Source organism: Kitasatospora sp. NPDC127116, assembly GCF_042677365.1.
Classification (GTDB): Bacteria; Actinomycetota; Actinomycetes; order Streptomycetales; family Streptomycetaceae; genus Kitasatospora; species Kitasatospora lactacystinica.
In genome coordinates this window covers 135,245-156,390 of sequence record NZ_JBHXTL010000005.1, presented here as the reverse complement: position 1 = coordinate 156,390, position 21,146 = coordinate 135,245, and the positions used below count along the sequence as shown (strand labels likewise).

At 70.5% G+C, this 21,146-nt stretch carries 21 protein-coding genes; 17 read left to right on the top strand and 4 right to left on the bottom strand.

Annotated features, from left to right (window positions below):
- Positions 1-30 precede the first annotated feature (30 nt).
- Complete coding sequence (locus ACFVHV_RS03875; RefSeq protein WP_380348632.1) at positions 31-450, top strand: RidA family protein; 420 nt, start codon at positions 31-33, stop codon at positions 448-450.
- Positions 451-808: 358 nt separating this feature from the next.
- On the opposite strand, the gene ACFVHV_RS03870 is transcribed toward ACFVHV_RS03875, so the two are convergent.
- Entirely contained in the window at positions 809-1,720 is a 912-nt protein-coding gene (locus tag ACFVHV_RS03870; protein WP_359907270.1) for a LysR family transcriptional regulator ArgP, read from the bottom strand.
- Positions 1,721-1,787: 67 nt separating this feature from the next.
- Here ACFVHV_RS03870 and ACFVHV_RS03865 point away from each other — a divergent pair, with 67 nt between their 5' ends.
- The gene (locus tag ACFVHV_RS03865) at positions 1,788-2,399 is read left to right on the top strand and encodes a LysE/ArgO family amino acid transporter (protein ID WP_359907273.1); all 612 of its coding nucleotides are present in this window, start codon (positions 1,788-1,790) and stop codon (positions 2,397-2,399) included.
- 555 nt (positions 2,400-2,954) lie between these two features.
- Here the strand turns inward: ACFVHV_RS03865 and ACFVHV_RS03860 are convergent.
- The gene (locus ACFVHV_RS03860) at positions 2,955-3,536 is read right to left on the bottom strand and encodes a tetratricopeptide repeat protein (RefSeq protein WP_359907276.1); all 582 of its coding nucleotides are present in this window, start codon (positions 3,534-3,536) and stop codon (positions 2,955-2,957) included.
- 406 nt (positions 3,537-3,942) lie between these two features.
- Between ACFVHV_RS03860 and ACFVHV_RS03855 the strand changes: the two genes are divergently transcribed.
- The 15 genes from ACFVHV_RS03855 to ACFVHV_RS03785 all read left to right on the top strand — a co-directional run bounded on the left by ACFVHV_RS03855 (position 3,943) and on the right by ACFVHV_RS03785 (position 18,621).
- Positions 3,943-4,269: a hypothetical protein gene (locus tag ACFVHV_RS03855; protein WP_380348629.1), complete on the top strand. Its 327-nt coding sequence runs from the start codon at positions 3,943-3,945 to the stop codon at positions 4,267-4,269.
- Between the two features lie 530 nt (positions 4,270-4,799).
- The gene (locus ACFVHV_RS03850; RefSeq protein WP_359907282.1) at positions 4,800-5,501 is read left to right on the top strand and encodes a hypothetical protein; all 702 of its coding nucleotides are present in this window, start codon (positions 4,800-4,802) and stop codon (positions 5,499-5,501) included.
- Positions 5,502-5,506: 5 nt separating this feature from the next.
- Complete coding sequence (locus tag ACFVHV_RS03845; protein ID WP_359907285.1) at positions 5,507-6,634, top strand: PqqD family peptide modification chaperone; 1,128 nt, start codon at positions 5,507-5,509, stop codon at positions 6,632-6,634.
- Positions 6,635-6,729: 95 nt separating this feature from the next.
- Complete coding sequence (locus ACFVHV_RS03840) at positions 6,730-8,250, top strand: hypothetical protein (protein WP_380348627.1); 1,521 nt, start codon at positions 6,730-6,732, stop codon at positions 8,248-8,250.
- Complete coding sequence (locus ACFVHV_RS03835; protein ID WP_359907289.1) at positions 8,247-9,101, top strand: hypothetical protein; 855 nt, start codon at positions 8,247-8,249, stop codon at positions 9,099-9,101. The genes ACFVHV_RS03840 and ACFVHV_RS03835 overlap by 4 nt, the downstream gene beginning before the upstream one ends.
- The gene (locus ACFVHV_RS03830; RefSeq protein WP_359907291.1) at positions 9,098-10,051 is read left to right on the top strand and encodes a phytanoyl-CoA dioxygenase family protein; all 954 of its coding nucleotides are present in this window, start codon (positions 9,098-9,100) and stop codon (positions 10,049-10,051) included. Before ACFVHV_RS03835 ends, ACFVHV_RS03830 begins: the two co-directional genes overlap by 4 nt.
- On the top strand, positions 10,048-11,058 hold the full coding sequence (locus ACFVHV_RS03825; protein WP_359907293.1) for a cysteine synthase family protein: 1,011 nt from the start codon (positions 10,048-10,050) through the stop codon (positions 11,056-11,058). The genes ACFVHV_RS03830 and ACFVHV_RS03825 overlap by 4 nt, the downstream gene beginning before the upstream one ends.
- Positions 11,055-12,002 (top strand): hypothetical protein, encoded by a 948-nt coding sequence (locus ACFVHV_RS03820; RefSeq protein ID WP_359907295.1) that lies wholly within the window; start codon positions 11,055-11,057, stop codon positions 12,000-12,002. The genes ACFVHV_RS03825 and ACFVHV_RS03820 overlap by 4 nt, the downstream gene beginning before the upstream one ends.
- The gene (locus tag ACFVHV_RS03815; RefSeq protein ID WP_359907298.1) at positions 11,957-12,769 is read left to right on the top strand and encodes a hypothetical protein; all 813 of its coding nucleotides are present in this window, start codon (positions 11,957-11,959) and stop codon (positions 12,767-12,769) included. The genes ACFVHV_RS03820 and ACFVHV_RS03815 overlap by 46 nt, the downstream gene beginning before the upstream one ends.
- Complete coding sequence (locus ACFVHV_RS03810) at positions 12,766-13,524, top strand: hypothetical protein (RefSeq protein WP_380348624.1); 759 nt, start codon at positions 12,766-12,768, stop codon at positions 13,522-13,524. Before ACFVHV_RS03815 ends, ACFVHV_RS03810 begins: the two co-directional genes overlap by 4 nt.
- A 23-nt stretch (positions 13,525-13,547) precedes the next feature.
- Entirely contained in the window at positions 13,548-14,894 is a 1,347-nt protein-coding gene (locus ACFVHV_RS03805) for a PLP-dependent transferase (protein ID WP_359907304.1), read from the top strand.
- A 35-nt stretch (positions 14,895-14,929) separates the two neighbouring features.
- Positions 14,930-16,165, top strand: coding sequence for a hypothetical protein (locus ACFVHV_RS03800; RefSeq protein ID WP_359907307.1), 1,236 nt, complete (start codon positions 14,930-14,932; stop codon positions 16,163-16,165).
- A 64-nt stretch (positions 16,166-16,229) separates the two neighbouring features.
- Entirely contained in the window at positions 16,230-16,832 is a 603-nt protein-coding gene (locus ACFVHV_RS03795) for a hypothetical protein (protein ID WP_359907310.1), read from the top strand.
- Positions 16,833-16,880: 48 nt separating this feature from the next.
- Positions 16,881-17,789 (top strand): putative PEP-binding protein, encoded by a 909-nt coding sequence (locus ACFVHV_RS03790; RefSeq protein WP_359907313.1) that lies wholly within the window; start codon positions 16,881-16,883, stop codon positions 17,787-17,789.
- Positions 17,776-18,621: a 2-phosphosulfolactate phosphatase gene (locus ACFVHV_RS03785; protein ID WP_380348622.1), complete on the top strand. Its 846-nt coding sequence runs from the start codon at positions 17,776-17,778 to the stop codon at positions 18,619-18,621. Before ACFVHV_RS03790 ends, ACFVHV_RS03785 begins: the two co-directional genes overlap by 14 nt.
- Positions 18,622-18,653: 32 nt before the next feature.
- Here ACFVHV_RS03785 and ACFVHV_RS03780 read toward each other — a convergent pair whose 3' ends face one another.
- Both ACFVHV_RS03780 and ACFVHV_RS03775 read right to left on the bottom strand, forming a co-directional pair.
- Entirely contained in the window at positions 18,654-19,610 is a 957-nt protein-coding gene (locus tag ACFVHV_RS03780; RefSeq protein WP_359907318.1) for a hypothetical protein, read from the bottom strand.
- A gap of 173 nt (positions 19,611-19,783) precedes the next feature.
- A complete protein-coding gene (locus ACFVHV_RS03775) occupies positions 19,784-21,142 on the bottom strand; it encodes a hypothetical protein (protein ID WP_359907321.1) in 1,359 nt (452 codons plus the stop codon).
- Between the last annotated feature and the right edge of the window lie 4 nt (positions 21,143-21,146).

The window sequence follows — 21,146 nt, the reverse complement described above, 5'->3', positions numbered from 1 at the left end:
AGCCCGGCCCGACACCAGGGGAGGAACCCCGTGACCGACACCCGCACCATCACCAACCCGCCAGGCCTGCACGACCCGACGCCGTTCGGCTACAGCCACGCCGCCTCCGCGCCCGGCGAGCCGGTGTTCATCGGCGGCCAGTACGCCTCCGACGCCGGCGGCCAGGTCGTGCCCGGCGACTTCGCCGCCCAGGTGGAGCTCGCCCTCGCCAACCTGCGCACCGCGCTCGCCGGGGTCGGCCTCGGCTTCGAGCACGTGGTCCGGCTCGGCTCGTACATCGTCGACCACGACCCGGAGAAGCTGGCCGTCCTCGGCGAGGCCCTGGCCGGGGCCTGGGGCGACCGGCTGCCCGCGCAGACGCTCAGCGGGGTCGCCTCGCTCGCCCTGCCGGGGATGCTCTTCGAGATCGACGCGGTCGCCGTCCGGCCGACGGCGGGGGCGGCGGGCTGACCCACCCGCGCGCAGGGGTCCCACCGGTCGGTGGGACCCCTCGCCGTGCCGCCGCCGTTCGAGCCGGCGCGGACCGCTCCCACGGCCCGGGTCGCCGCGCACAGCCGTCGTTCCACGCTGTCGGGGCCGTCGCCGAGGAACGGCACCCGCAGGAACGGGCCCTCGTCGGTGGCGGCCGTGTCGAGGATCTGGAGCAGGGTCGTCAGCCCGCGGACCGGCTCGTCGACGAGCACGGCCTCGGCCCCGCCCACCAGAATCGGCAGCCCGGCCGGATCCGGCCGCCGGGGCGGGTGGCGGGCGTCGGGTGTCGGGTGTCGGTGAGGCATTCCTCGAAGGCGTCCCGGTTGTGCCCGCCCACCTAGCGCAGGGCGCGCTCCGCTTCCGCCGCCACCGCCGCGGCGACAGCTGCCAGTGCGGGCGAGTCGAGGCGCCACTGCTGCCAGTAGAGCGGAAGCTCGACGGTGCGGCCCGGAAGGAACTGGACCAGCGCGCCTCCGTGCAGCCGGGGCTCGGCCTGACCGTGCGGGACCAGGCCCCAGCCGAGGCCGGCGGCCACGGCATCGGCGAAGCCCTCACTGGACGGGACGTAGTGCCGCCGGCGGCTCGCTCCCCGACCACCCGTCAGTTCGCGGGCGAAAACGTCCTGCAGCTCGTCACGGCGGTCAAAGCAGACCACCGGGGCGTCCGGAAGCAGCAGGGCCGCGTCGCCGTCGAGCCAGCGGGCGGCGAACTGCGGCGTGGCCACCGGGAGGTAGACCATCGCGCCGAGCCGCCGCACCGAGCAGCCGGCCACCGGCTGCGGTGAGGAGGTGACCGCCGCCATCACCTCGCCCGCGCGCAGCAGGGTGGTCGTGTGCGCCTCGTCCTCGCGGCGCAGGTCGACGTGGATCCGAGCGTCCTTCGCGAGGGAGGTCAGCGCGGGCACGAACCAGGTCGCCAGCGAGTCCGCGTTGACCGCGATCGGAAGCCAGGAGGGGCCCGACGGCCCGGCACCCTCTTCGCCCCCGGGCATCCCGAGCGCCTCGCGCGCGTCCCCCTCCAGGCGGGCGAGCTGACGGGCGTAGCGCACCACGACCTGCCCGGACTCGGTCGGCCTCACCGGCCGGGAACGGGTCAGCAGTACCCGCCCGGTGCGCTGTTCCAGCGCCTTGATCCGCTGGCTCACCGCCGAAGGCGTCACGTGCAGGGCCGCCGCGGCGGCGTCGAAGGTGCCCTCGTCGACCACCGCGAGCAGGGTCCGGACCAGGTCGTGGGGCAGCTCAGCCTTCATGGCTGCTAAGGATACGTAAAAATCTTTAGCTGGTCTTGTGTCGCGCCGCCTGCCTACCGTTGCGGCCATGGGAAGCACGCTCACCGCCACCGCCGCCGGCTTCGGGGCCGGCCTGTCACTCATCGTCGCGATCGGGGCGCAGAACGCCTTCGTCCTACGCCAGGGCGTCCGCCGGGAAGCCGTCGTGCCGGTGGTCGCGATCTGCGCGGCCTCCGACGCGGCACTCATCGCCTGCGGCGTGGGCGGGCTCGGCGCACTGATCACGGCATGGCCGACGGCACTGACGGCGGTGCGCGCGATCGGCGCGGCCTTCCTCCTCTGCTACGCCGTGATCGCCGCGCGCCGCGTCTTCCGAGCCTCCAGCCTGGAAGGCGGCGGACCAACCGTCCACTCCGGCCGCCGCGCGGTACTCAGCTGCCTCGCGATGACCTGGCTCAACCCCCACGTCTACCTCGACACGGTGCTCCTGCTCGGCGCCATCGCGGCCACCCACGGCACGCTGCGGTGGCAGTTCGCGCTCGGCGCCGCGCTGGCGAGCCTGTGCTGGTTCGCCGCACTGGGGTTCGGCGCCCGCCTGCTCACCGGATTCTTCCGCCGCCCCTCGTCCTGGCGCGTCCTGGACGCCCTGGTCGCAACGACGATGCTGTTCACCGGCCTGTCCCTGGCCGCGGGCGCCTGACCGGTTCGAATCCGGAGCCCTGCGCGTGCGGGGCGGTGTACCCGGCCCTGGCCAGTTGCCGAAGCAGCCAGTCGGAGTCGCAGGCGTGGCGCTGGGCAATGGCGGGGAGCGCGGCGATGACCAGCCTTTTGATCACGACCTGGCGGTCCTCTTCGGTGGCGGCCCACATCACGACTCCCACACGTCGGGGTCCGCGCCGTAGCTCACGAGGTGTCTGTTCTCTCATTCGGAGATCCGGTGCATGGCAGCGCGGCCCTGCCCCCGAAAGGCTTCCGGCGCTGTGCGGGGGCCGGCGGAAGGTTCGTGAGGGAGCGCGGAGTCCGATCACGCGCGCGGAAGCCGAAGCTGACGAGCGTGACGTTCCTCCTCGGCCTCCTGCGCCATGGCGGCGATCAGGTCGGCGGGGAACGACTGGTCACGCAGGCGGCGCGGGTGCACGCGCTGGTGTGCGGAGAGCCCGTGCGCAGCGTGCCGGAGGGTCGGGAAGTCCTCTGCCCGTCGCTCCGGGGTCCGGGCCGTGGTGCGGGACTGGAGCCATGCGGTCCACCGGCCGCTTCAACGGCGCGGATCCGCGCTGTCTGCCGCCGAGGCGTCGGCCCGGCCGGCCAGCAGCTCCACCCTGTCGAGTGCGGCCTGCGTGGAATCGATCAGCTCGCGGTCCCCCTTGGTGATCCGCAGCCGCATGGCTTCCTGCAGATGCGTCCGGGCATCCGCGAGGTCGCCGCGCTCCATCAGGTGCTTGCCGGTGTGCTGGAGCGCGAAGTCCAGGAGTTCCGGGTGCTGGGCTCGTGCGCTGGTCAGCGCGCTGCGGTAGAGCGCGTCCGCGGTCTGCACGTCGCCGGCGTAGCGGTGCGCGTCGGCGAGGTTGAGTGCGGTGGCGACGACGGCCCGGGTGTTGCCCGTCACTGCGGCGAGGTCGAGCGACTGCCGGAGGATCGTCCGGGCTTCCTCGTGGTCGCCCAGGCACATCCGGCCGATGCCGATCCACCTGGTCAGGAGGCGGACACGAGCGGGGTCGGTCTCCTCGGGCAGGGCCCGCAGTTCCTCGTGGAGCCGGCCGACCACGCTGGTCAGCCCGTCGCGGTCGGTGGGGACCATCCGCAGGTCGGCGTCGTGGGTGATGAGGTGATCCAACATCGGTCCTCCGTCGTTCGGTTCCGCGCGTCCTGGCTACAGCTGGTCGCTCTGGTGGCTCAGGCCGGCCAGCAGCTCCACGCCGTGGGGGGAGAGAAGTGCTCACGCAGGAGTTCGAGTTCGCGCATGAGGTAGCTCGTCGTAGGCGCTCTGGAGGCTCGCACGCACTCGGGCGTGAGGTCGTTGCGGGCCAGCTCGGCTTGGCGGAACCTGATCAGCTGGTTGTAGACACAGGTCGCGTGGAAGGCCCGGTCGATCTCCCAGTACTGGTTGCGGTCCTCTCCCTGCCCGGCCCGCCACTTGATCTCGATCGTGGGAGAGGTCTGGGACGTAGGGCCGACCTGCCTCGTGGTCCTTGCCCGGGCCCACGGCTATAGACATGCGGCCAGGCTCCGGCGAGGATCCGATCATGCTGTCTGACGAACCGATGTCCGAGGATGAACTGACCGCGATCGAGGACCGTACTGCTGCCGCCACCCCAGGGCCTTGGCTGGCCCGGTTGGAGGGCCGGCACGGCATCGGAGGCGAGAGCTTCATCCAACTCCGCCCCGAAACCCCCGAGGACGACGAACTCTACGTCAGGCGCTTCACCGCAGGATACGAGGTCAAGGGCCCCAACACCGCACTCGACGCGGACATCGACTTCATCGCCGCCGCACGCCAGGACGTCCCGCGATTGATCGCCGAGGTGAAGCGGCTGAGGGCGGCTCTGAACCAAAGTAAATCGGACAACTGATCTACGGCCGCCAACGCCAGCCCCCGCAATCCTCAGGCCATCACAGACCCGCACCTGGGGAATTACACGACCGTCGACACCAGGACGACAGGTCGGCCGTACAGCAACCGGGCCCGTCGTGCGATCTCGCTGCCACTGGTGCCCTCACGGAAGTCGCGCGCCATGGCCCGCGCCACGTCGTGCCAGGTCCCGAAGCCTGATCGGCGCACGAGTGTTGCTGACAGCGGACCAGGTCGAACCGCCTGGCCGGGCGGCTACGACTACGGGACAACCTCAGTCGATCCGCCTCCTTTCGGACCAAGCGTGGCGATGCAGATGGCGTAATGGATTTGTCCTCCGCTGGCGCAACCTCAGGAGGATAGCTGCATTCGAGCGAGCCAGTCGACAGCAACGAGACACGCTATAGCGGTAATTGAAACGGAACCGCCGGGCTGCAACGCTGGCGGGCGTCAGATCGGCTGCTCATACGCTCGCCCTCGGGGCAGGTCCTGGAGCACCCGATGCTCTCCCTTGACCTACCAGGGGCACCCGTGGAATTCAATTCACTTTACGACCGACGTCGCCGTGCGTCGCTGGACGACGCCCGACAGGAGGCGGAGGCCATCACAAAGGCCATCAGCCGCATCAGCGCCGCCGCGGACACTCCTTCATCCCCCGGCAGTCAGAACCTGGCAGCTGGAAAGCTGTTCGAGATCGCCAGCGAGCTGAGTTCCTCGGAAACGGCCTATCGCAGGGCGCTCTCGGAGGATCCGGACCTGGACGAGGCCGCCGTAAGGCTGGTGATCGTACTGACAAAGCTGAGGCGCTTCGGTGAGGCGCTGGAGCTCGGCAACAGACTGCTCATGAAGTCCCCGGCGGTGGTCTTCCGCTCACTCGTCTATGAGGGGCCGCTCTCTTTGTGCACCGTGCTGGGCGACGCCTACCGCCTTTCCGACAACTACACGGCCGCGGCCGGCCTCTACCGTGAGGCGGCGAAACTCGAAGGCGGCACTCCCTACAGCGTCAGCCAGGCGGTCGTCACGATGGCCCTTTCGGGACAGGGCAGGGAAATCGCCCAGTTCGCGAACGACCACTCCAACGCGAGCCTGGGCGAGCGGATCCAGAGCGTAATCCGTCTGTCCCAGGAGACCGACGGGCGCTTCGCCATCATTCAGGAGGTGGCCGCCCAGGCGAACGTCGCCGCATCCGAGTCGATGCGGGTCGACTCGCTGGACCTCGTCCCGGAGCCGTAACGTCCATGCGCGACGCCGGCCTCACACTGATCGAGAGCGTACTGCGCAGGCATTACGCGTTGGACGACGATGACATCGTGTACGTCGGCGGCTCGGTCGCCGACGGAATCGCCACACCGTGGTCGGACGTCGACGTATTCCTCATTCGTGACGAAGTGGGGCCGGCTGCCGACGGGATGCGCCTGGTGCCGATGCCTCACGACGACATCCCGATGGACCTCGAGGTCTGGTCGCGGGGTGAAGTCGATGGTCTGCTGGGAAAACTGCGCGGATTGCGATCGGAATCACGCAGGGACCATCGCGCGTTCATGCGCTTGTCCGACGACGACAGGGACTTCCTGCATTCGCTCGCCATTGCCATTCCGGTGCACAACGAGGGAAAGCTGCTGGAGCTGAAGGCGGAGCTGGACCGGGATCTGCTGGCGCAGCTTTCCCTGGCGCGGGCTCTGGTGGGAATCACCAATTCACAGACAGACCTCCTGGGCTGGCTTGAATCCGGTGATTGGCAGAGTGTCGGTGTCGCCTGCCAGAGGCTGCTGGAATTCGCCGCATCAGCACTGCTCGCGGCAATCGGATGCACTCATCCAGGCGGAAAGTGGCTGACTTCTCTGCTCCGGGACCAGTTCAAGGACAGAGAAGTCCCGCCACGTCTGCTGGCCGACGCAGAGAGCCTGTCGGACCGGTTCTACGCCTTGCAGACCCGACCCGGCTGTGCCGAAGCCGTCAACGGGTACGCCCGTGCCTGCGTCGGGTTCGCGAACGTGGCGGTGATGTACGCGCAAACATTCGGAGTGAAGGACCTCGACCACGCCGTGCGAACGGTCCTGTGGTCGCCGGATCCGCCGTCTCCTCCGTCCGACGGCCGGTCGAACCCGACTCTGTCCTGTAGAGCGCAACTCCGCTACGACTCGGGATGCTGGTACCTGCTCCATGTCGGGCGGGAGATGTACCGGATCAACGCCACTGCGGCCGCCATGGTCCTGCTCCTCGACGGACGGTCCACCGAAGAGGAGGTCGTGAACGCCTTTCAGGATGTGTCATCGGCCGATCGGGACCAGTTGGCCAAGTCCCTGAACGATCTGCTGATGTTCCTGGAGAACGCCGATCTCCTCGCTCATCGCGGAGCGTCATGAGTCCCGCGGCATCGACCGGCCTCGCCTGCGACGCCCTTGGGACGCTCCCTTGGGGCCCGAGCGTCCGCTGCGAGGCGGTCGAGCTCGCAACGGCGATGCGGCTCGGTGCGTCCTCGTTCGTCGGTGCGCCCGTCCGGTGGGACGTCGACTCCGCCGCAACGGCCGTTGTCTGGTCGACCGGCCGGGTCGTGGTCCCCGGCACCGTTCTCGAACTGGTGTCTTCCGCGGGTTTCCCGATCCCGGGCCTCGGCGACAACGGAATGCGTGCCCTCGCGCTGAGTGTGCTGGTCGCCGCGACAGCCCTGGCCCTGCCGGCGGCCTTCGGCCCGGCTCACGGTGCCTGGCCGGTCGACGGTGCGGGACGGCCCCACCCCGAGGGGCCGGACGGCGCGGAGTCTCTCAACGGCGAGGCCCTCCCGGTCGAGGACCGTGTGGCCGTGCTGGCGGCAGTGCTGCTGGCCGCCGGCGACGCCGCAGCCACAGTGGTCGAGACGCTGAGTCTGCATTGGCCGGTGCAGCAGATCCGGGCGGCCTCCCGCGTGGCGTACGTCGCCGGCCTTGCGCATCCCCAGCCGGCGCGCCACCGGCTGGCACTGCGTCGGGCCGGCGACGCGGTGACGTCCTGCTGGCTGCTCCCGGAGCTCCGCTCGGCTTACCGGCGCACGTCCTCTCCGGCGGTGCGCGTGGCGATTGAGGAGGCGCACCACCTGATCGGCAAGGCGGCTCTGGCCGCTCCGGACGAGCGTGCGGTCTCGCGGATCCGTCGCAGCACCCACTTCGGCCGGTTGCACCGCCTGGACCGGTTGATCACCCAGCTGGTGGTGTCGGCCGGCGGCGACGGCGGGCACGTGGCCGGGGTCGACGTCGGGTTGCTGGGGCGCTCGCTCGACGTCGGCGGTGCCGTCCGCGTCCGGGACGAGGCCGTCTCGGACGGCAGGACGAGTGTCGATCTCTGGCACGCACTGCGTGACGCCGGCGTGCGCGGGACGGTGCTGGCCGGTGACCCGTATTCCGCCATCACTCTGGTCGAGACGCCGGACGGCGCGGCCGGCGTCCTCGACGGATCCGGCCGGTGCATTCAGGTCGAGAGCACGGAGGCGCTGGAGCTACCCTCCGCACGCCGGCCGGACTGCGGTGCCCCGATCGCCCGGGGACTCGAGAGCGCGTCAGCCCGAACAGCCTGCCAGTGGGTGACACCTGCGCACCCCTCGCCGGACCGGTGTGCCGCCGCAGCGCTGGCGCTCGAATTCCGCAGTCACGACGTGTTCGTCCATGACCCGCGTCCAGCACAGGTCATCCGGGCATGTGGCCTCCTGTACCGGCGGCTCCGGGACGACGTGGACGCCGACACGTACTTCACCGACGCCGACATCGCCGCGGCGATCAGCCGGCTCGGGGACGACCTGGCTCCCGGGGGCGTGATCGTCGTCGGCAGCGTCATCGACTCGCGCGACGGCCGCCGCCGCTACACGGACGCCGACGTGCTGCAACGGATGTCGGACGGTGAACTGCGCCATTGCGCCCGGCTGGGCCGTGGCGTCGGGCCGGCCCTGCCCGGCGACGGGGCACGAGGTGTCAGCGGTACACGCCCGGGCCGGACGAGGGCAGGTATGTGATCATGTTCGTTCTCGGTCACCTGGTTGCCGCGCACGAGTCGGGCGCCTTCACGGACGTCGCCCTGGACGAGGGCGAGCTGGGGATGGCGGCCATGCTGCCGGACCTGATCAGCTGCCACGACTGGGGCTACACGCATGCTTGGTCACTCGCCGGCGTCGGCACGCAGGCGGAACTGGTACTGGCGCACATGATCGGCGACGCCGTCGTGCACTACGGCCAGCACTGGCGCGGGCACGAACACCGACGAGGCTGGGCCTATCTCAGGATGGGACTGGTGGCCCGCCGGTTCGACCATTTTCACGAGCAAGCCGAACGTGCCGGTTGGCGCGTGCAGGGGTTGCCCCGCGACAGCAGGCGCGGATGGGCACACACCATGATCGAATATGCGATCGACCAGTGGCTGTCCGATCGGCGCGACCTCACGAAAGCGTTCCGACAAGTCCGTGCCGAAGCCCTGGACACCGCGGCCAACCTCGCCTGGGTGCATGATCTGGTCGCCGAGCACGTGATCACGCCGAGCAAGCCGATCGAGACGCAGCCCCACCGGTACTGCGGGGCACTGTCCCGTTCGACCCAGCCCGACGAATTCCACCTCCGCGGGATCGCGCTCAAGTTCCACCTGGCTGAGACGCCCGAATGCCTCGACTGGATCCGCGGTTGGCTGCGCGACATCTGGTGGGCCATCGGCGAGGACGAGATGGGCGACGTCCTCCAAGGGCTGTCCGACGCCATCGCGGATCCCGTGCGGTTCGGGTACCCGCTGGAGATCGCCCAGCGCACCGGCCGGCCGCACGACCGGTGGCGGCGGGTGGGACAGGGCACGCCGACCGAACCCGGGGTGGGGCGATGAGCCGACCGGCGATGGCCGACTTCGACAACTCGGGCGACCGCTCTCCGCACCGACTGCTGCGGAGATTCGCGGACGACAGCTTCCTCTTCTTCCGAGAGATGCTCGACCCCGCTGCGGTCGCCGACGTGCGCCGGCAAGTGCTGACCGAACTGGCCAAGGTCGGCTGGCTCGCCGCCGGCACCGATCCGGCGGCAGCACTGCCCGGCCCGGTCGCGCACCACGACCGTGGGCTGATGAACGGCAGGGCCGCCTCGGACCCGGGATGGCGGGAGGGCTACCAGGTGGTGCAGTCGATTGAGGCCCTGCACCGCCTGGCACACAGCCCCGCCCTACTTAAAGTGCTCCGCGTGCTGCTCGGCGCCCCCGTCGTCGTGCACCCGCGCAAGATCGCACGGATCTCCTTCCCGCACCTGACCTTCCCGACACCGCCGCATCAGGACGCGCTGTTCAACCAGGTCCCGAGCGACGTCCTGACCGTCTGGATCCCGCTGGGGGACTGCCCGGAGGACCTGGGGTCGTTGCGGGTGCTTCGTGGTAGCGCCAATCTCGGCGTGCTGCCGGTCGCACCCCACGACGGCCTCGGCGGGGAGGCGGTCGCGGTGCCGTCAGAGGCCGGCGACTGGATCGGTGACGACTACCGCTGCGGCGACGTCATGATCTTCCACAGCAGGACCGTGCACATGACCACCCCCAACGTCGGCGACACCCTACGGCTGTCGATGGACTGCAGGTTCCAGTCGGCCGTCGAACCGGTGAAACTGGCCGCGCTGTTGCCGCACGGCTACACCTCGGGTCGACTGCCCGACTGGAATGAGCTGACCCGTGGATGGACGACCACCCGATGGGTCGAGCCGGGCCCGCCCGTCCACGTGGCCGCGGTGTCGTCCGGCCCGGTACCTCCTCCGCGGCTGGTCGCTGCCGGCCCCGGCGAACGGACGGCGGCGCGATGACCGTGCAGACTCCGGCACCGCGGACGCTCACCCGCGCCGCGATGCGGTTGGTCGGCAACACGCCTCTCGTCGAGCTGACCACGATCGGCGCCGGACTGCCGCACCGCATCCTCGCCAAGTGCGAGTTCGCCAACCCAGTGGGGTCGGTGAAGGACCGCATCGGCCGCCACATCATCGCCCGGGCGGAGGAAGCCGGCCTCCTGGTCCCCGGAGACAGCACGATCGTCGAGGCGACGGCCGGCAACACCGGCCTCGGACTCGCCGCCGCGGCGGCCGGAAAGTACCGGCTGATCGTCACGATGAGCACGAAGATGGGCCCGGACAAGGAGGCGATGATGCGCGCCTGGGGGGCACAGGTCGTGCGCTGCCCGTACGAAGTGCCACCGACCAGCCCGGAGAGCTTCATCAACACCGCACGCCGGATCGCCGCCGATCGGCCCGGTGCCTACTACGTCGACCAGTTCAACAACCCGTGGAACACGGAAGCGCACGAGCTGGAGACCGGCCCGGAGATCCTGGCGCAGGCGGGAGGCGAGCTGATCGCTTTCGTCGCCGGCGCGGGGACCGGCGGCACGTTCACCGGTGTCGGGCGGGCGCTCCGAGCTGCGGGCAGCCGTGCCCTCCTCGTGCTGGCCGATCCTGCGGGCAGCATCCTCGCCGCCCACGCAGAGGGATCGGGCGGCGACGGACACCCGTATCTCCTCGAAGGGATCGGCGGCGACTTCGTTCCAGGCCTGTTCGACCTGGACCTCGTCGATCGGGCCTACTCCGTGACGGACCGGGATGCCATTCGGATGTGCCTACGACTCCAGCGGGACGAGGGACTGTGGGTCGGCGGCTCGTCCGGCTGCGCCGTCGTCGCCGCCAGACGCCTCGCCGAGACCCTGCCGGGTCCGCGCTCGTCGATCGTGGTGATACTGCCCGACGGCGGATCGCGCTACCAGTCGACGATCTACGACGCCGCCTGGCGCGAAGCGCGAGGTGTCGACCAGGAAGTGCCGACATGAGCGCGCAGTCCCGCCTCGCGCGGGATCTGCGCCTCGCCGACCGATTCGCCGGGCAGCTCACGCTCGGGAACGACGAGACGCTGCTGCTCACCGGATCGGTGACGCTGCCTTTCGAAACACCGGGCGGCGACATCGACGTCATCCTGATCACGCCGAACGAGTCACGCATCGAGGAACTCGCCGCCCGGCGCTCCGGCGAGCGGCGGACCGAGCAGATCGCCAACGGCTACGCCATGTGCTACCTGCGGGCGGACAGCGGCGAGGAGATCGACGTCGAGGTATGGCCGACACGAACGGTGCTGGCTGCCGCAGCCGCACTCGACACCGGTATTCGCGACCTGGCGGCCGTCGAGGCGGACTTCACCCGGGTCGGCGGGCTGGACGTGAAGGTCGGCACCGACCTGATGCACGCCCTCGGCTGGGGAATGCCGGTCGTGGGCGCAGAGGTCCTCGACCGGCTCCGGGAAGCCGTGCCATGGCCCGCCTACCAAGCCTTCAAGCGGGACGCCGCGCTGGTCAACGTCCGGGACGCGACGAAGGGGATCCCGGCCAGCATCCGCGACGGCCGTCCGGACGAGGCGTACCTGAAGCTCTGCTGGGCCGCCGACAGCCTGGTGGACGCGCTGATCTTCCACTTCGGGCTTTCGATCACCCGCTGGAAGTGGCGGCTCCGCTACACGGACCTGCTGCCGGAACGGGTCGGTGACTGGTACCGCCGCGTCCGCTTCGAGCCCGTCCTCGACAGCGCGTGGCTCGGGGAGCAGGTCGACGTGCTGTGCCGCACGTGGCAGGCCTACGCCGGCTCCACACCCGAACCCCTTCACAGTCCGACGCCCGCCGTCGGCCGCGCCCCAGCATCCCACACAGACCATCACGCGCCTCGGGGAGGAAACGAAGAGTGGACATCATCGGGCACCTCGCCGTCATCGAGCACGCCGGGGTGAGCGGTGCAGAAGTCTGGGAGGACGACGCCGTGCTGGCGCTCTTCCCCAACCTCGCGCACTGCCACGAGTGGGCCTACCACCACCTGCGCCGGACTGCGTCCGGTCCTCCCGAGGGCACGGAACCGTCCCGGGCCGCCAAGCTGATCGAGGGCCACATCATCACGGACTGGGTCATCCACTACGGACCTCAGCTGACGCCGCAGCCGCACCGCATCGGCTGGGCCTACCAGGAGATGCACCTGGCCACGGACAGGATGGACACGTTCTTCGACGACGCCCTCAAGTTGGGGATCGCGGAGAGAGACCCGCGCGAGCACGACACCCGCAAGCACCTGGAGCGCGACTTCGGCCACACCTCGGTCGAGTGCGCGCTGGATTTCAAGGTCGGCCGCCGGGTCGCGGACACGGACCGGGAACGTGGTCTGCGGGCCAGCCTGGCCCGGCTGCACGACCAGGAGTGGGCCAGGGAGTTGGTATCGAGCGTGCTCTCCGAGACCGGCGGCTACACCAGGGAGAGCGATGACAAACTGTCCCGCACCATGTCCGAATACGGGCAGTGGGCGTACTCGATCGAACATCCGGAGGACTTCGCAGCCCTGACTCTCTGTACCAGGTACGACTGGGACTGTGACCGGCGCACCGTCGACTACGTGCTGGACTTCCTCCACGCCGTGGAGCGGGACCTGGACCCGGGTCTCGCCGAACAGCTGGTGGATCAGGTGGTGGCCGCCATCGCGGATCCCCGGATCATGGTGGGGCCGCGATGAGCCCCACAGTGGCCGGCACGGTTCTCGAGGTGTTTGAGGAGCGGATGCTGGGCGTCTGGGAGCGCGGGGACTTCGAGGTCACCGACCCACTGGGCATGGCGCGGCTGATCCACCTGTTGCTGAAGCGCGAGGGCTTCGCCACCGCCGCGTCCGTCCTTGCCCAGTCGGGCGTCCGTCGTGAGTGGAACCGGGTACTGAGCCAGGAGCGGTCGGCCTTCCTCGCGTCCTGGCTGCGCTCGTACCTCCAGGTACCCGTGCTCGACGTGCTGGGCGGGGATTTCAGCGTCCTGCGAGCCCTGGTCGCGGCAGGCCTGCCCGCCGACGGCGTGGCCGGGTGCGAGCGGCCGGACGCCTACCAGGTGGACTGGGCGACGCAGCCCTTCCAGGTCCACCGGGTGAAACCCGGTGTCGTACTGCCGCCAGGACCGTTCCGTTCGCTGCTCATCAGTACGGTCCTCCACCACGAGCCGGACCCCGGCCGGCTCCTCGAGGCAGCGGCGCGCACCGGTGCGCGCCGCTGGGTGGTCGTCGAGAACTGCGTGGACGGGGCGAACAGCGAGGCCTTCCACCTCTTCGTCGACCAGTTCTTCAATCGGTGCCTCAACAACTTCGACGTTCCGTGCGTGGAGCAGCACCGCACCGTCGAGCAGTGGCGGGAGGTCCTCGGCGGCTACGGGAAGGTCGTCCACGAGGAGACCCGGACCGACGTGCCCGGCATGCCCTTCCCCTACACGCTCCTGGTGGTGGACCGTTGACAGTCTGGACGCCCGGCCATCGCGTGAGTCCACCGTCCGACGCGGCACGCGCCGCCCCGGACGGCCGGCGGTATCTCGACGTCCTCGCCGCCGAACTGGCCGCCGAGTACGACGGTCTCGGGATCCGGCCGCCGGCCCGGCTGCGGCAGGCGGTACACAGCGCCGCCGGGTTCGGTGACGCCTTCGCCCTGTACGAGGCCGCGTCGTCCGAGCTGGCTGCGAGGCTCGGGGCGGTCTTCGAGCCTGCCCGGGCCTACCGGTCGATGGAGGAATTCTGGCGTGACGCTCACGCCCAGGCCGCAGGCGCGAGCCCGCACGCCTATTGGGACAGCTACGAGAACGGCCGCCGGCGGCAGGTGGAACGGATGCTCGCAGACGCGTTCGGCGCGGATCAGGCCGTCCTCGTCAACGCGGGAATGTCGGCGCTGGACGTGGCCCTTCGCTGCTCGGGACTGGCCCCGGGGGCGGAGATCCTCGTGCACGAGGGGATGTACTTCGAGTCCAGGGACCTCCTCGACGGGCTGTACGCACCCTGGGGGGTGCGGGCCGTCCCCGTCGACATGCGGGACCGTGCAGCGGTGACCGACGCGGTTCGCGAGCGCCGCCCTGCCCTGGCGCTGGTCGAGCCGTCGCTCAACGGCCCGAGCTGCGACGTCCCGATGATCGAGCCGTTGCTGGAGTTCCGGGTGCGAACGGTGGTCGACGTCTCGGCCCTGGGCCACGGTCTTCTGCCACAGGAGCTCGCCACCGGCCCTGACGTCCTCTACGTCGAGTCAGGTATGAAGTACCTCACCCGTTCGGCGGGGGTGGGCGTCGTCTACGGCTGGTCGGCGTGGGCAGACGCCGCCCGGGAGTGCGCCCGCCGGACCGGTCACCAGCTCCAGGGGCGGGCGCTGCACTGGCTGCGCCCCGGCGAGGTGCGGACCTGCCGGGAGCGGCTCGCCGTGCATTCCGCGCGCCGCCGCGGATTTGTTGCGACGCTGCGCGCCGCGATGCCCGTACTGCGGGTTTCCGACGCCTGCACAGGAGCCGTCGGCCGGGACGACGCGATTGCCAGGGCCGTACGCCGCGGAGCCGACGGCTGCATGGTGTTCGTCCGGCTGCCCGAGGTGCCCGGCACGGATCCCGAGGACCTCCACCGCATGACCGTGGCCCGATGGGCGGCCGGAGACGAAATCCCCCGGGTGCGGGCAGGCTTCGGGTGGACGCGGACGACCGGCCGCGCCTACGGCCGGGACACACTCAACGCGACGCCGGCGGAGTGCTTCATCCGGATCAGCGTCGGCATCGAACCGCAGGAAGAGATCGACGCGCTCGCACTGCGCCTGGCGTACGCGGCCGAGCAAACAATCGGGGAGGCATCGGCATGACCCTGTCCAGGGGCCCCCGGGAGGAAGGCGGACCAGTGACCGGCCAGACCCTCACCGCCCCCACAGCGGCACTTCCGTGGCCACGCGCGTTCACGTCCGCCCCCGGCGCGGATCCTGAGCGCAGCCGGGGCACGCTCGCCCGCCTTCGAGGCAACGTCTGGGCGACCGTACGGCTGCTGGCGGCGAGCACCCTCGACGTGCCCGACTTCGAGGGGAAGCTGGCCATCGGGGAAGCGCTGCACACACTCACAGAGGTCGCCGCATCCATCGAGGAACGCCTGGTCGAGCTGGGCGGTCTCGCGGTACCCGCCGACCGGGCGCCCGGCGACCGCACCCGGCGGCGGCTTGCCGCCGCGCTGTCCTCTCCCGCCGGCCCGCGGCTCGCGGCGATGCCGCACGACTGGTTGCGACCGCTGCTCGACGCGTTCGACTCGGCGGTATTCGACTCCCTGCTGGACGGGCCGTCCGAGCGGGTGCGCCGACGCGCACTGTGGGACATGGACGACGCCTTCGCCTGGTTCTTCTCCGCAGAGGCTCGGCTCGCGGACAGCGCCGGTGAGGCGCCTGCGGCACCGCGGGAACCCGGCGTGCCGGACTGTCCGTCAAGACCGACGATGGGCGTCCGTGACCCCCGGTTCCGTACGTTCGAGCACACCCGCGACTACCGCAAAGCCACCGACTGGCGGTCCTCGGGCTCGAAGTACGAGGACGATCTGGTCGAGCTGCTGCGGGTGAACCGTGACGAGATCGACGCGTTGGAGACCTTCGCGCTCGCCCTGTTCGACTTGGTGGAGGAGGCGCCGCTCGACGCGCTCCGCCATCTCGCCCGGTTGGCGTGGGACGAGGCGCGGCACGCGGCAATTGGTCACACGCTGCTCGCCGAGCGCGGCGCCGACCCGTACGACTACGAGTGCAGCATGATCGGCATTCGGGTGCGCGGCGCGATGTCGGGCTGGGACGCGTGGACGCAGATCACGCTCTTCGGAGAGCTTGGCATCATCGGCCCGATGCGCGCGCTGGTACGCGAGGCGCAGGAACGGGGCGACGACCGCACCGCCGCGGCCTTCGGCTTCGTCTGCCGCGACGAAACGATGCACCTGCGCGATTCGCGGCGCCTGCTCGCCGCGCACCACCCACTCGGCGACCTCTCCGCAGCGGGCGAGCGGGCCCGAACCCATGCCGGCCAAACCCTCCAGAAGCTCGGGCTCTTTGAGTATGAGCGGTTCCAGGAGCTCGACGGCCGCCAGATCTTCGAGCTGCTCGGTGAGTAGCACCGACGTGCTGGGCTCGTCCGGAACCGGCCGTGCGGCGCCGTCAGCGGCGTGGCTTGACGGGATGCGCGGCGTCCAGTTCCACCACCGCTCCCTGCTCTGCTGGCCCGAACTGCTGACGGGTGAGGGACGAAGGTGGATCCGAACGGTGCTGCACACCGGCGCGCGCGTGCTGAGCCTGGGTACGCCGTTCCCCGCAGCCGTCGTCGCCGACGTCCACACGATGACCTTGGAGATCTGGACGATGGGCGAGCGACCGTGCGTCGGAGGTCATGACGACGACGTGTCGATCGGCGAGCCCAGTCCCGGGGAGTGGGCTGAGCTTGTGGCGATGTCCCGCGCCGTCGGGCTCACTCCGCTGGCCGGCAGCGCGCGGTGCCACCCCCAGTGGAGGCACGCGCGGGTCCGCGGCAGGAGCGGGCTGGTGGCTGCGGCCAGCGTGCAGGGCCTGGCCGCCGAGGTCGCCGGTGGACCCCGACGTCTGGTGTGCTCGGTGATGTCGGCACCGCCGTCCCGGCACCGCGGCGCCGCACGGCAGTGCGTGGACGCCGCTGCCGCCGGCGCGCCGGCGGCAGCGCTCGTCGAGCGGGGAGCCGCCTCGGGCGGCTTCTTCGCCCGGCTCGGGTGGGCGGCGACCGGCACCGCCCACCTCTACTGCTACCACTGAGACGACCGAGGGATGACCATGCCTGGAGATCACCGCAAACGGCCGCCAATGCGCCACCTGCTCAGTTTGAGCGGCGAGGTCCCGCCGGCGTCACTGGCGGCCCGCTTCGACGGTATCGGCCTCATCCGCAGCGAGTACGTGCTGCGTGCCGAGGGCCACTTCATCACCACTGCGCACGCGCAGCGGGCGCTCGCCGGCTACCTCGCGGCCGTCATGGCCTCATGCCCGCAGGCGCCGGTCTGGTACCGCACGAGTGAGATGACCTCGCAGGAGGCCAACACCCTGATCGGTGTCGACGAACGGTACGACGAAGCCGACTTCATAAAGGGACGACGCGGAATCCGGCGTGCGCTGGAGTTGCCCGGCGCCTTCGAGACCGAGCTGCGCGTCGTCGCCGAGATCGCCCAGGACCACCCGAATCTGCACCTGCTGGTGCCGTTCGTCCGTGACGCCTCCGATTTCGGCTTCGCGGTGGACATGCTCGACAGCGCGGGATGGCCCAACAGGTTCGGATCCATGGTCGAGATCCCCTCGCTCCTGCTGGACATCCCGGAAGTCCTCGCGATGGGCGCCTCCAACCTGCTGCTCGGCCTGAACGACCTCTCGTCCCTCCTCACCGGGACCAGCCGTGAGTTCACCGGGACGGACATGAAGCTGCACCCGAGCGTCTGGTCGGTGGTCAATCGGGTCCGCGAACAGGTGGGGACGTCCTCGGACTGGGGCGTCGCCGGCAACTTCGGCAAGTCGGTCCTGGAGCGGGCCGAGGATGCCGGGGTGCCGTACGCCAGCGAGCACTACAGCGAGCTGCCCGCCCTGCACGGACTCGACCCCGACGACTTGCCGGACCTCGACTTCGTCAGCCGCACCAAGGCGTTCACGCGCAGGCAGATCGCGCTGGACCAGGAGCGCTTCTCGCGATCGCGGCTCGACGCGAGCGCCGGCCATGCCGCACGCTGACTTCCCGGTGGAGGGCGTGCCGACGTCCGACGTCCTCGCACCGAGTGACTTCGACGCCTGGCCGAGTCACGACGTGCACGTGGAGTGGGGAGTCCCCGGGGCGGCGCTCGCCGCGGCACGCGGCGACGCGGTCGTGGTGGTGGACGTGCTGTCCTTCTCGACCACACTCGCCGTCGCCGTGGACCGCGGGTTCGCCTGCCTGGTGTACAGCGGGGCCGAGATCGCCGAGATGGGTGGCCGGGAAGCGGCAGCGGAGCGGCTCAGGGCCCGCGCGCTGAGCAAGCGGCGCCGGGTGCCGCCGGGCGCCCTGTCACTCTCGCCGGGCAGCCTCACACGTGCCGAGCCAGGCCAGCGCGTGCTGTTCACCTCGCTCAACGGCGCCTCGATCGTCGCCGCCTCGGCCTCCGCGCCCGCACTCCTCGTCGCTGGGCTGCGCAATGCAGCGGCATCGGCCCGCACCGCGCGCGCCGTGCTGACCAGCGGAACAGCGCGGCGGATCACCATCGTCGCCAGCGGCGAACAATGGAGCTCGGTCGAACCCGGAGTGAGCGGAATGCGCCCGGCGGCCGAGGACTGGCTGGGCGCCGGGCTGCTCTGTCTCCGACTCCGCGAGGCCGGGTTGTCGCTGTCGGCCGAGGCAGCCCTGTCGGCGGCTTCCTGGACCAGCTCCGACGTGTTGCGCGACTGCGTCTCGGCCCGCGAACTGGTGGCGGCCGGCTTTGCCGAGGACGTGGAGCTGAGCCTGGAGCTCGACGTCAGCGACGTGGTACCCGTGCGTGACAACGCCGAGCCGTCGGGTCGGACCTTTACCGGTCAGCACGCACCCGGCTGACCCGGTACCCGTGCGTCGTTCCTCAAGGGGCCTCAGCCAACCGGAAACGACAGGGCGATCCGCAACGTGTGGCGCTCCCACGGGTCCAGGAACAGGTCGTGGGCGTGGAAGGCCGCCTCGACGGCCAGGCTGGCGGCGGCGTCGTACCGCTCCGGAGCGAGCAGTCGCCGCAGAGCACCGTGAAGCTCGGGAAGCATGGTGGCCCGGCCGCGGGGCGGCCCGATGGCGGGGAGAGGCGGCCGGGGGAGCCGTGCCGCCAGCATCGCGGCGGCGGACCACCAGGCGACCGCGACCGATCCGGGCGAAACCGTGCTGAGCTCGTCGCGGACACACTCGGCGGAGTCGACGAACCCCGTCCACTCCCGGCTCGGCACCGTGGCGTGGTCGTACGACAGGACGGCTGCCGCCCTCACCACGCACCGGATCACCACGTCGTAGGGGTGCGTCGCAGAGCGCAGCCCCGTCGGCATGCGCAGTCGGCGGAGCCGGTCGAACCGGCACCGCTGCGGCGCGTCCGGGGAGAGCACCTCGTTCAGGGTCTCCTCGCCGAGCAGCGTGACGACGTCCTTCGCGGCCTGCTCGGCGTCGTCCGGGGTGTGCAGCAGGGAGTAGCAGCGGTGCGCCGCCGGTGCCACCGACCGCAGGTCCCCGGGGTGGCGCCGCCCGAAGGCGCTCGGGCCCTTCCACGCGTCCAGCAAGCCGACGAGGTCGACGTCGAACGGCGTGCGCACGACCGCTGCTACGGAGGCGTCCAGTTCGGCGACGGCGTAGGACAGCCAACCGCTCGCTGCGCCTCCCGGCCGTGGCTGCTTGAAGGTGCCGTGTGCGTAGAGCGCCGACAGCAGCGGCGGCCGTAGGATCAGCGATGTCGCCGCGAGCACCCGCAGGTGCAGCGGACCCAGGCGAGTGGCCAGCGCGTCCCACAGGTCCTGCGCCATCGTGTCGGGCATGACGACGACGAAAGCCGTGTTGCGGGGGAGCGCGGGCACGTCCGTGAAGCTACCAGCAGCACGGACGCGGGATCGTGTTGTGGCGATGCCGACGCGCCGTCGGGCTGGCGGTGGTGCGCCAGGAGGCGCGGGGGTGCGGCATGGTGCGGGCGGCGAACGACGTCCGTGTCGAGGTGCCGTCACCCCGGCGGCCCGGGCTGGATGGCAGTCGGTCAGGGTGTGGGGGCAGGGCGGTCCTGGTCCGCTGCCGTCGGCCCGGTGCCGAGCGGGATCCAGTGGAAGGAGAGCTCGAAGGTGACTCCCTCCGTCTGGGGCACGTGCAGGGCACTGAAGCCCAGGGTGAAGCCGGAGCCGGCCAGCACCGGCGCGAGGAAGCTGTCATGCATCGTCATGAAGCCCACTCCCATCTGCTGGATGACCTGCGCCCCGACATCCGGCCGTCCGGTGACCGAACACCAGACGTGAACCGCGGTGTACATTCCTCTTCCCGAGATCGAGGGGATGCTGAGCGCGCCCAGGACGAAGCCGTCCGTCGGTTTCGCGTCAATGGGCCTCGTTCTCGGCTTGCCGTCCTTGGCAGCCGCTGTGAGCTCGTCGGGTGCAGGCGTCCAGACGTCGTCCCATGCGCCGAAGAGCCCGGTGGCACCGGCGGTCAGGCGGCCGCCGACGCCCACGTCCTGTTCGAAAGACGCCTTGCCCGAGACCGTGAGCCCGCCGTCCGTGCGGGAGTCGCCCCACGTGATGGAGTTTCCGGTGACGAGGAGGTTGACCGGATCCTGTTCGGTGCCGAGGGTGACGGGCCCCAGGACGGTGACGGTGGTGGCGAGACAGTGGTTGACCTGGACGCTCCCACCAGGCGTGGTGAGGGTGGCCCTCAGGTGGAAGGTGGTGTCCCGGTACACCGGTCCGGACTGCCAGGAGCGGGCTCCCTCGGGGACGGCGTACGGCGGCTCGCGGTCGTGGATGATCTCGTAGGTGGCTCCTTGCGATCCGTCCCACAGGAGGGTTACCGGGTCTCCCGGATTGATCGCCGCGTGGTGGCCCTGCGCATCCGCCCGGTCGACGGTCTGTGGGCGGAAGTTGCCGAACTCGAAGCCGTAGGGGGCCTTGCCGACGAGGAAGTGGACGTGTCTGGCGGGTGGCTTGTCGTACTGCGATTCGGTGACCGTGAAGGTCGTGATGCCGACCGCGGTATTGACGTCGATGGTGTCGAAGGTGAACGCGTAACTGGTCCCGGTGCCGAAGGAGACGTACGCGGCTGTCGCATCCTTCGGCAGGGCGGTGAACGTCCCGCCATTCAGGGACAGGGTCCAGTCGCCCGGCGCGGCCGTCGGCCGGATGCCATCCGGGTGGAGTGTCAGGTCCTTGGGCTCGGGGCCGACTTCGACGGTGAAGGACAGTGAGGCGATTTCCACCGTGTTTCCCGTGCTGTTGGACACAGTGACCACGATCCGGCCGTTGCCGGTGGGGGCGGCCCCTTGCCCCGCGAAGTTGACCTGGAGCGGGACGGGGTGGGTGAACAGCGCGTAGTCCAGGATGCTGTCCGAGTCGGCGGCGCGGCTGATGAACACGACG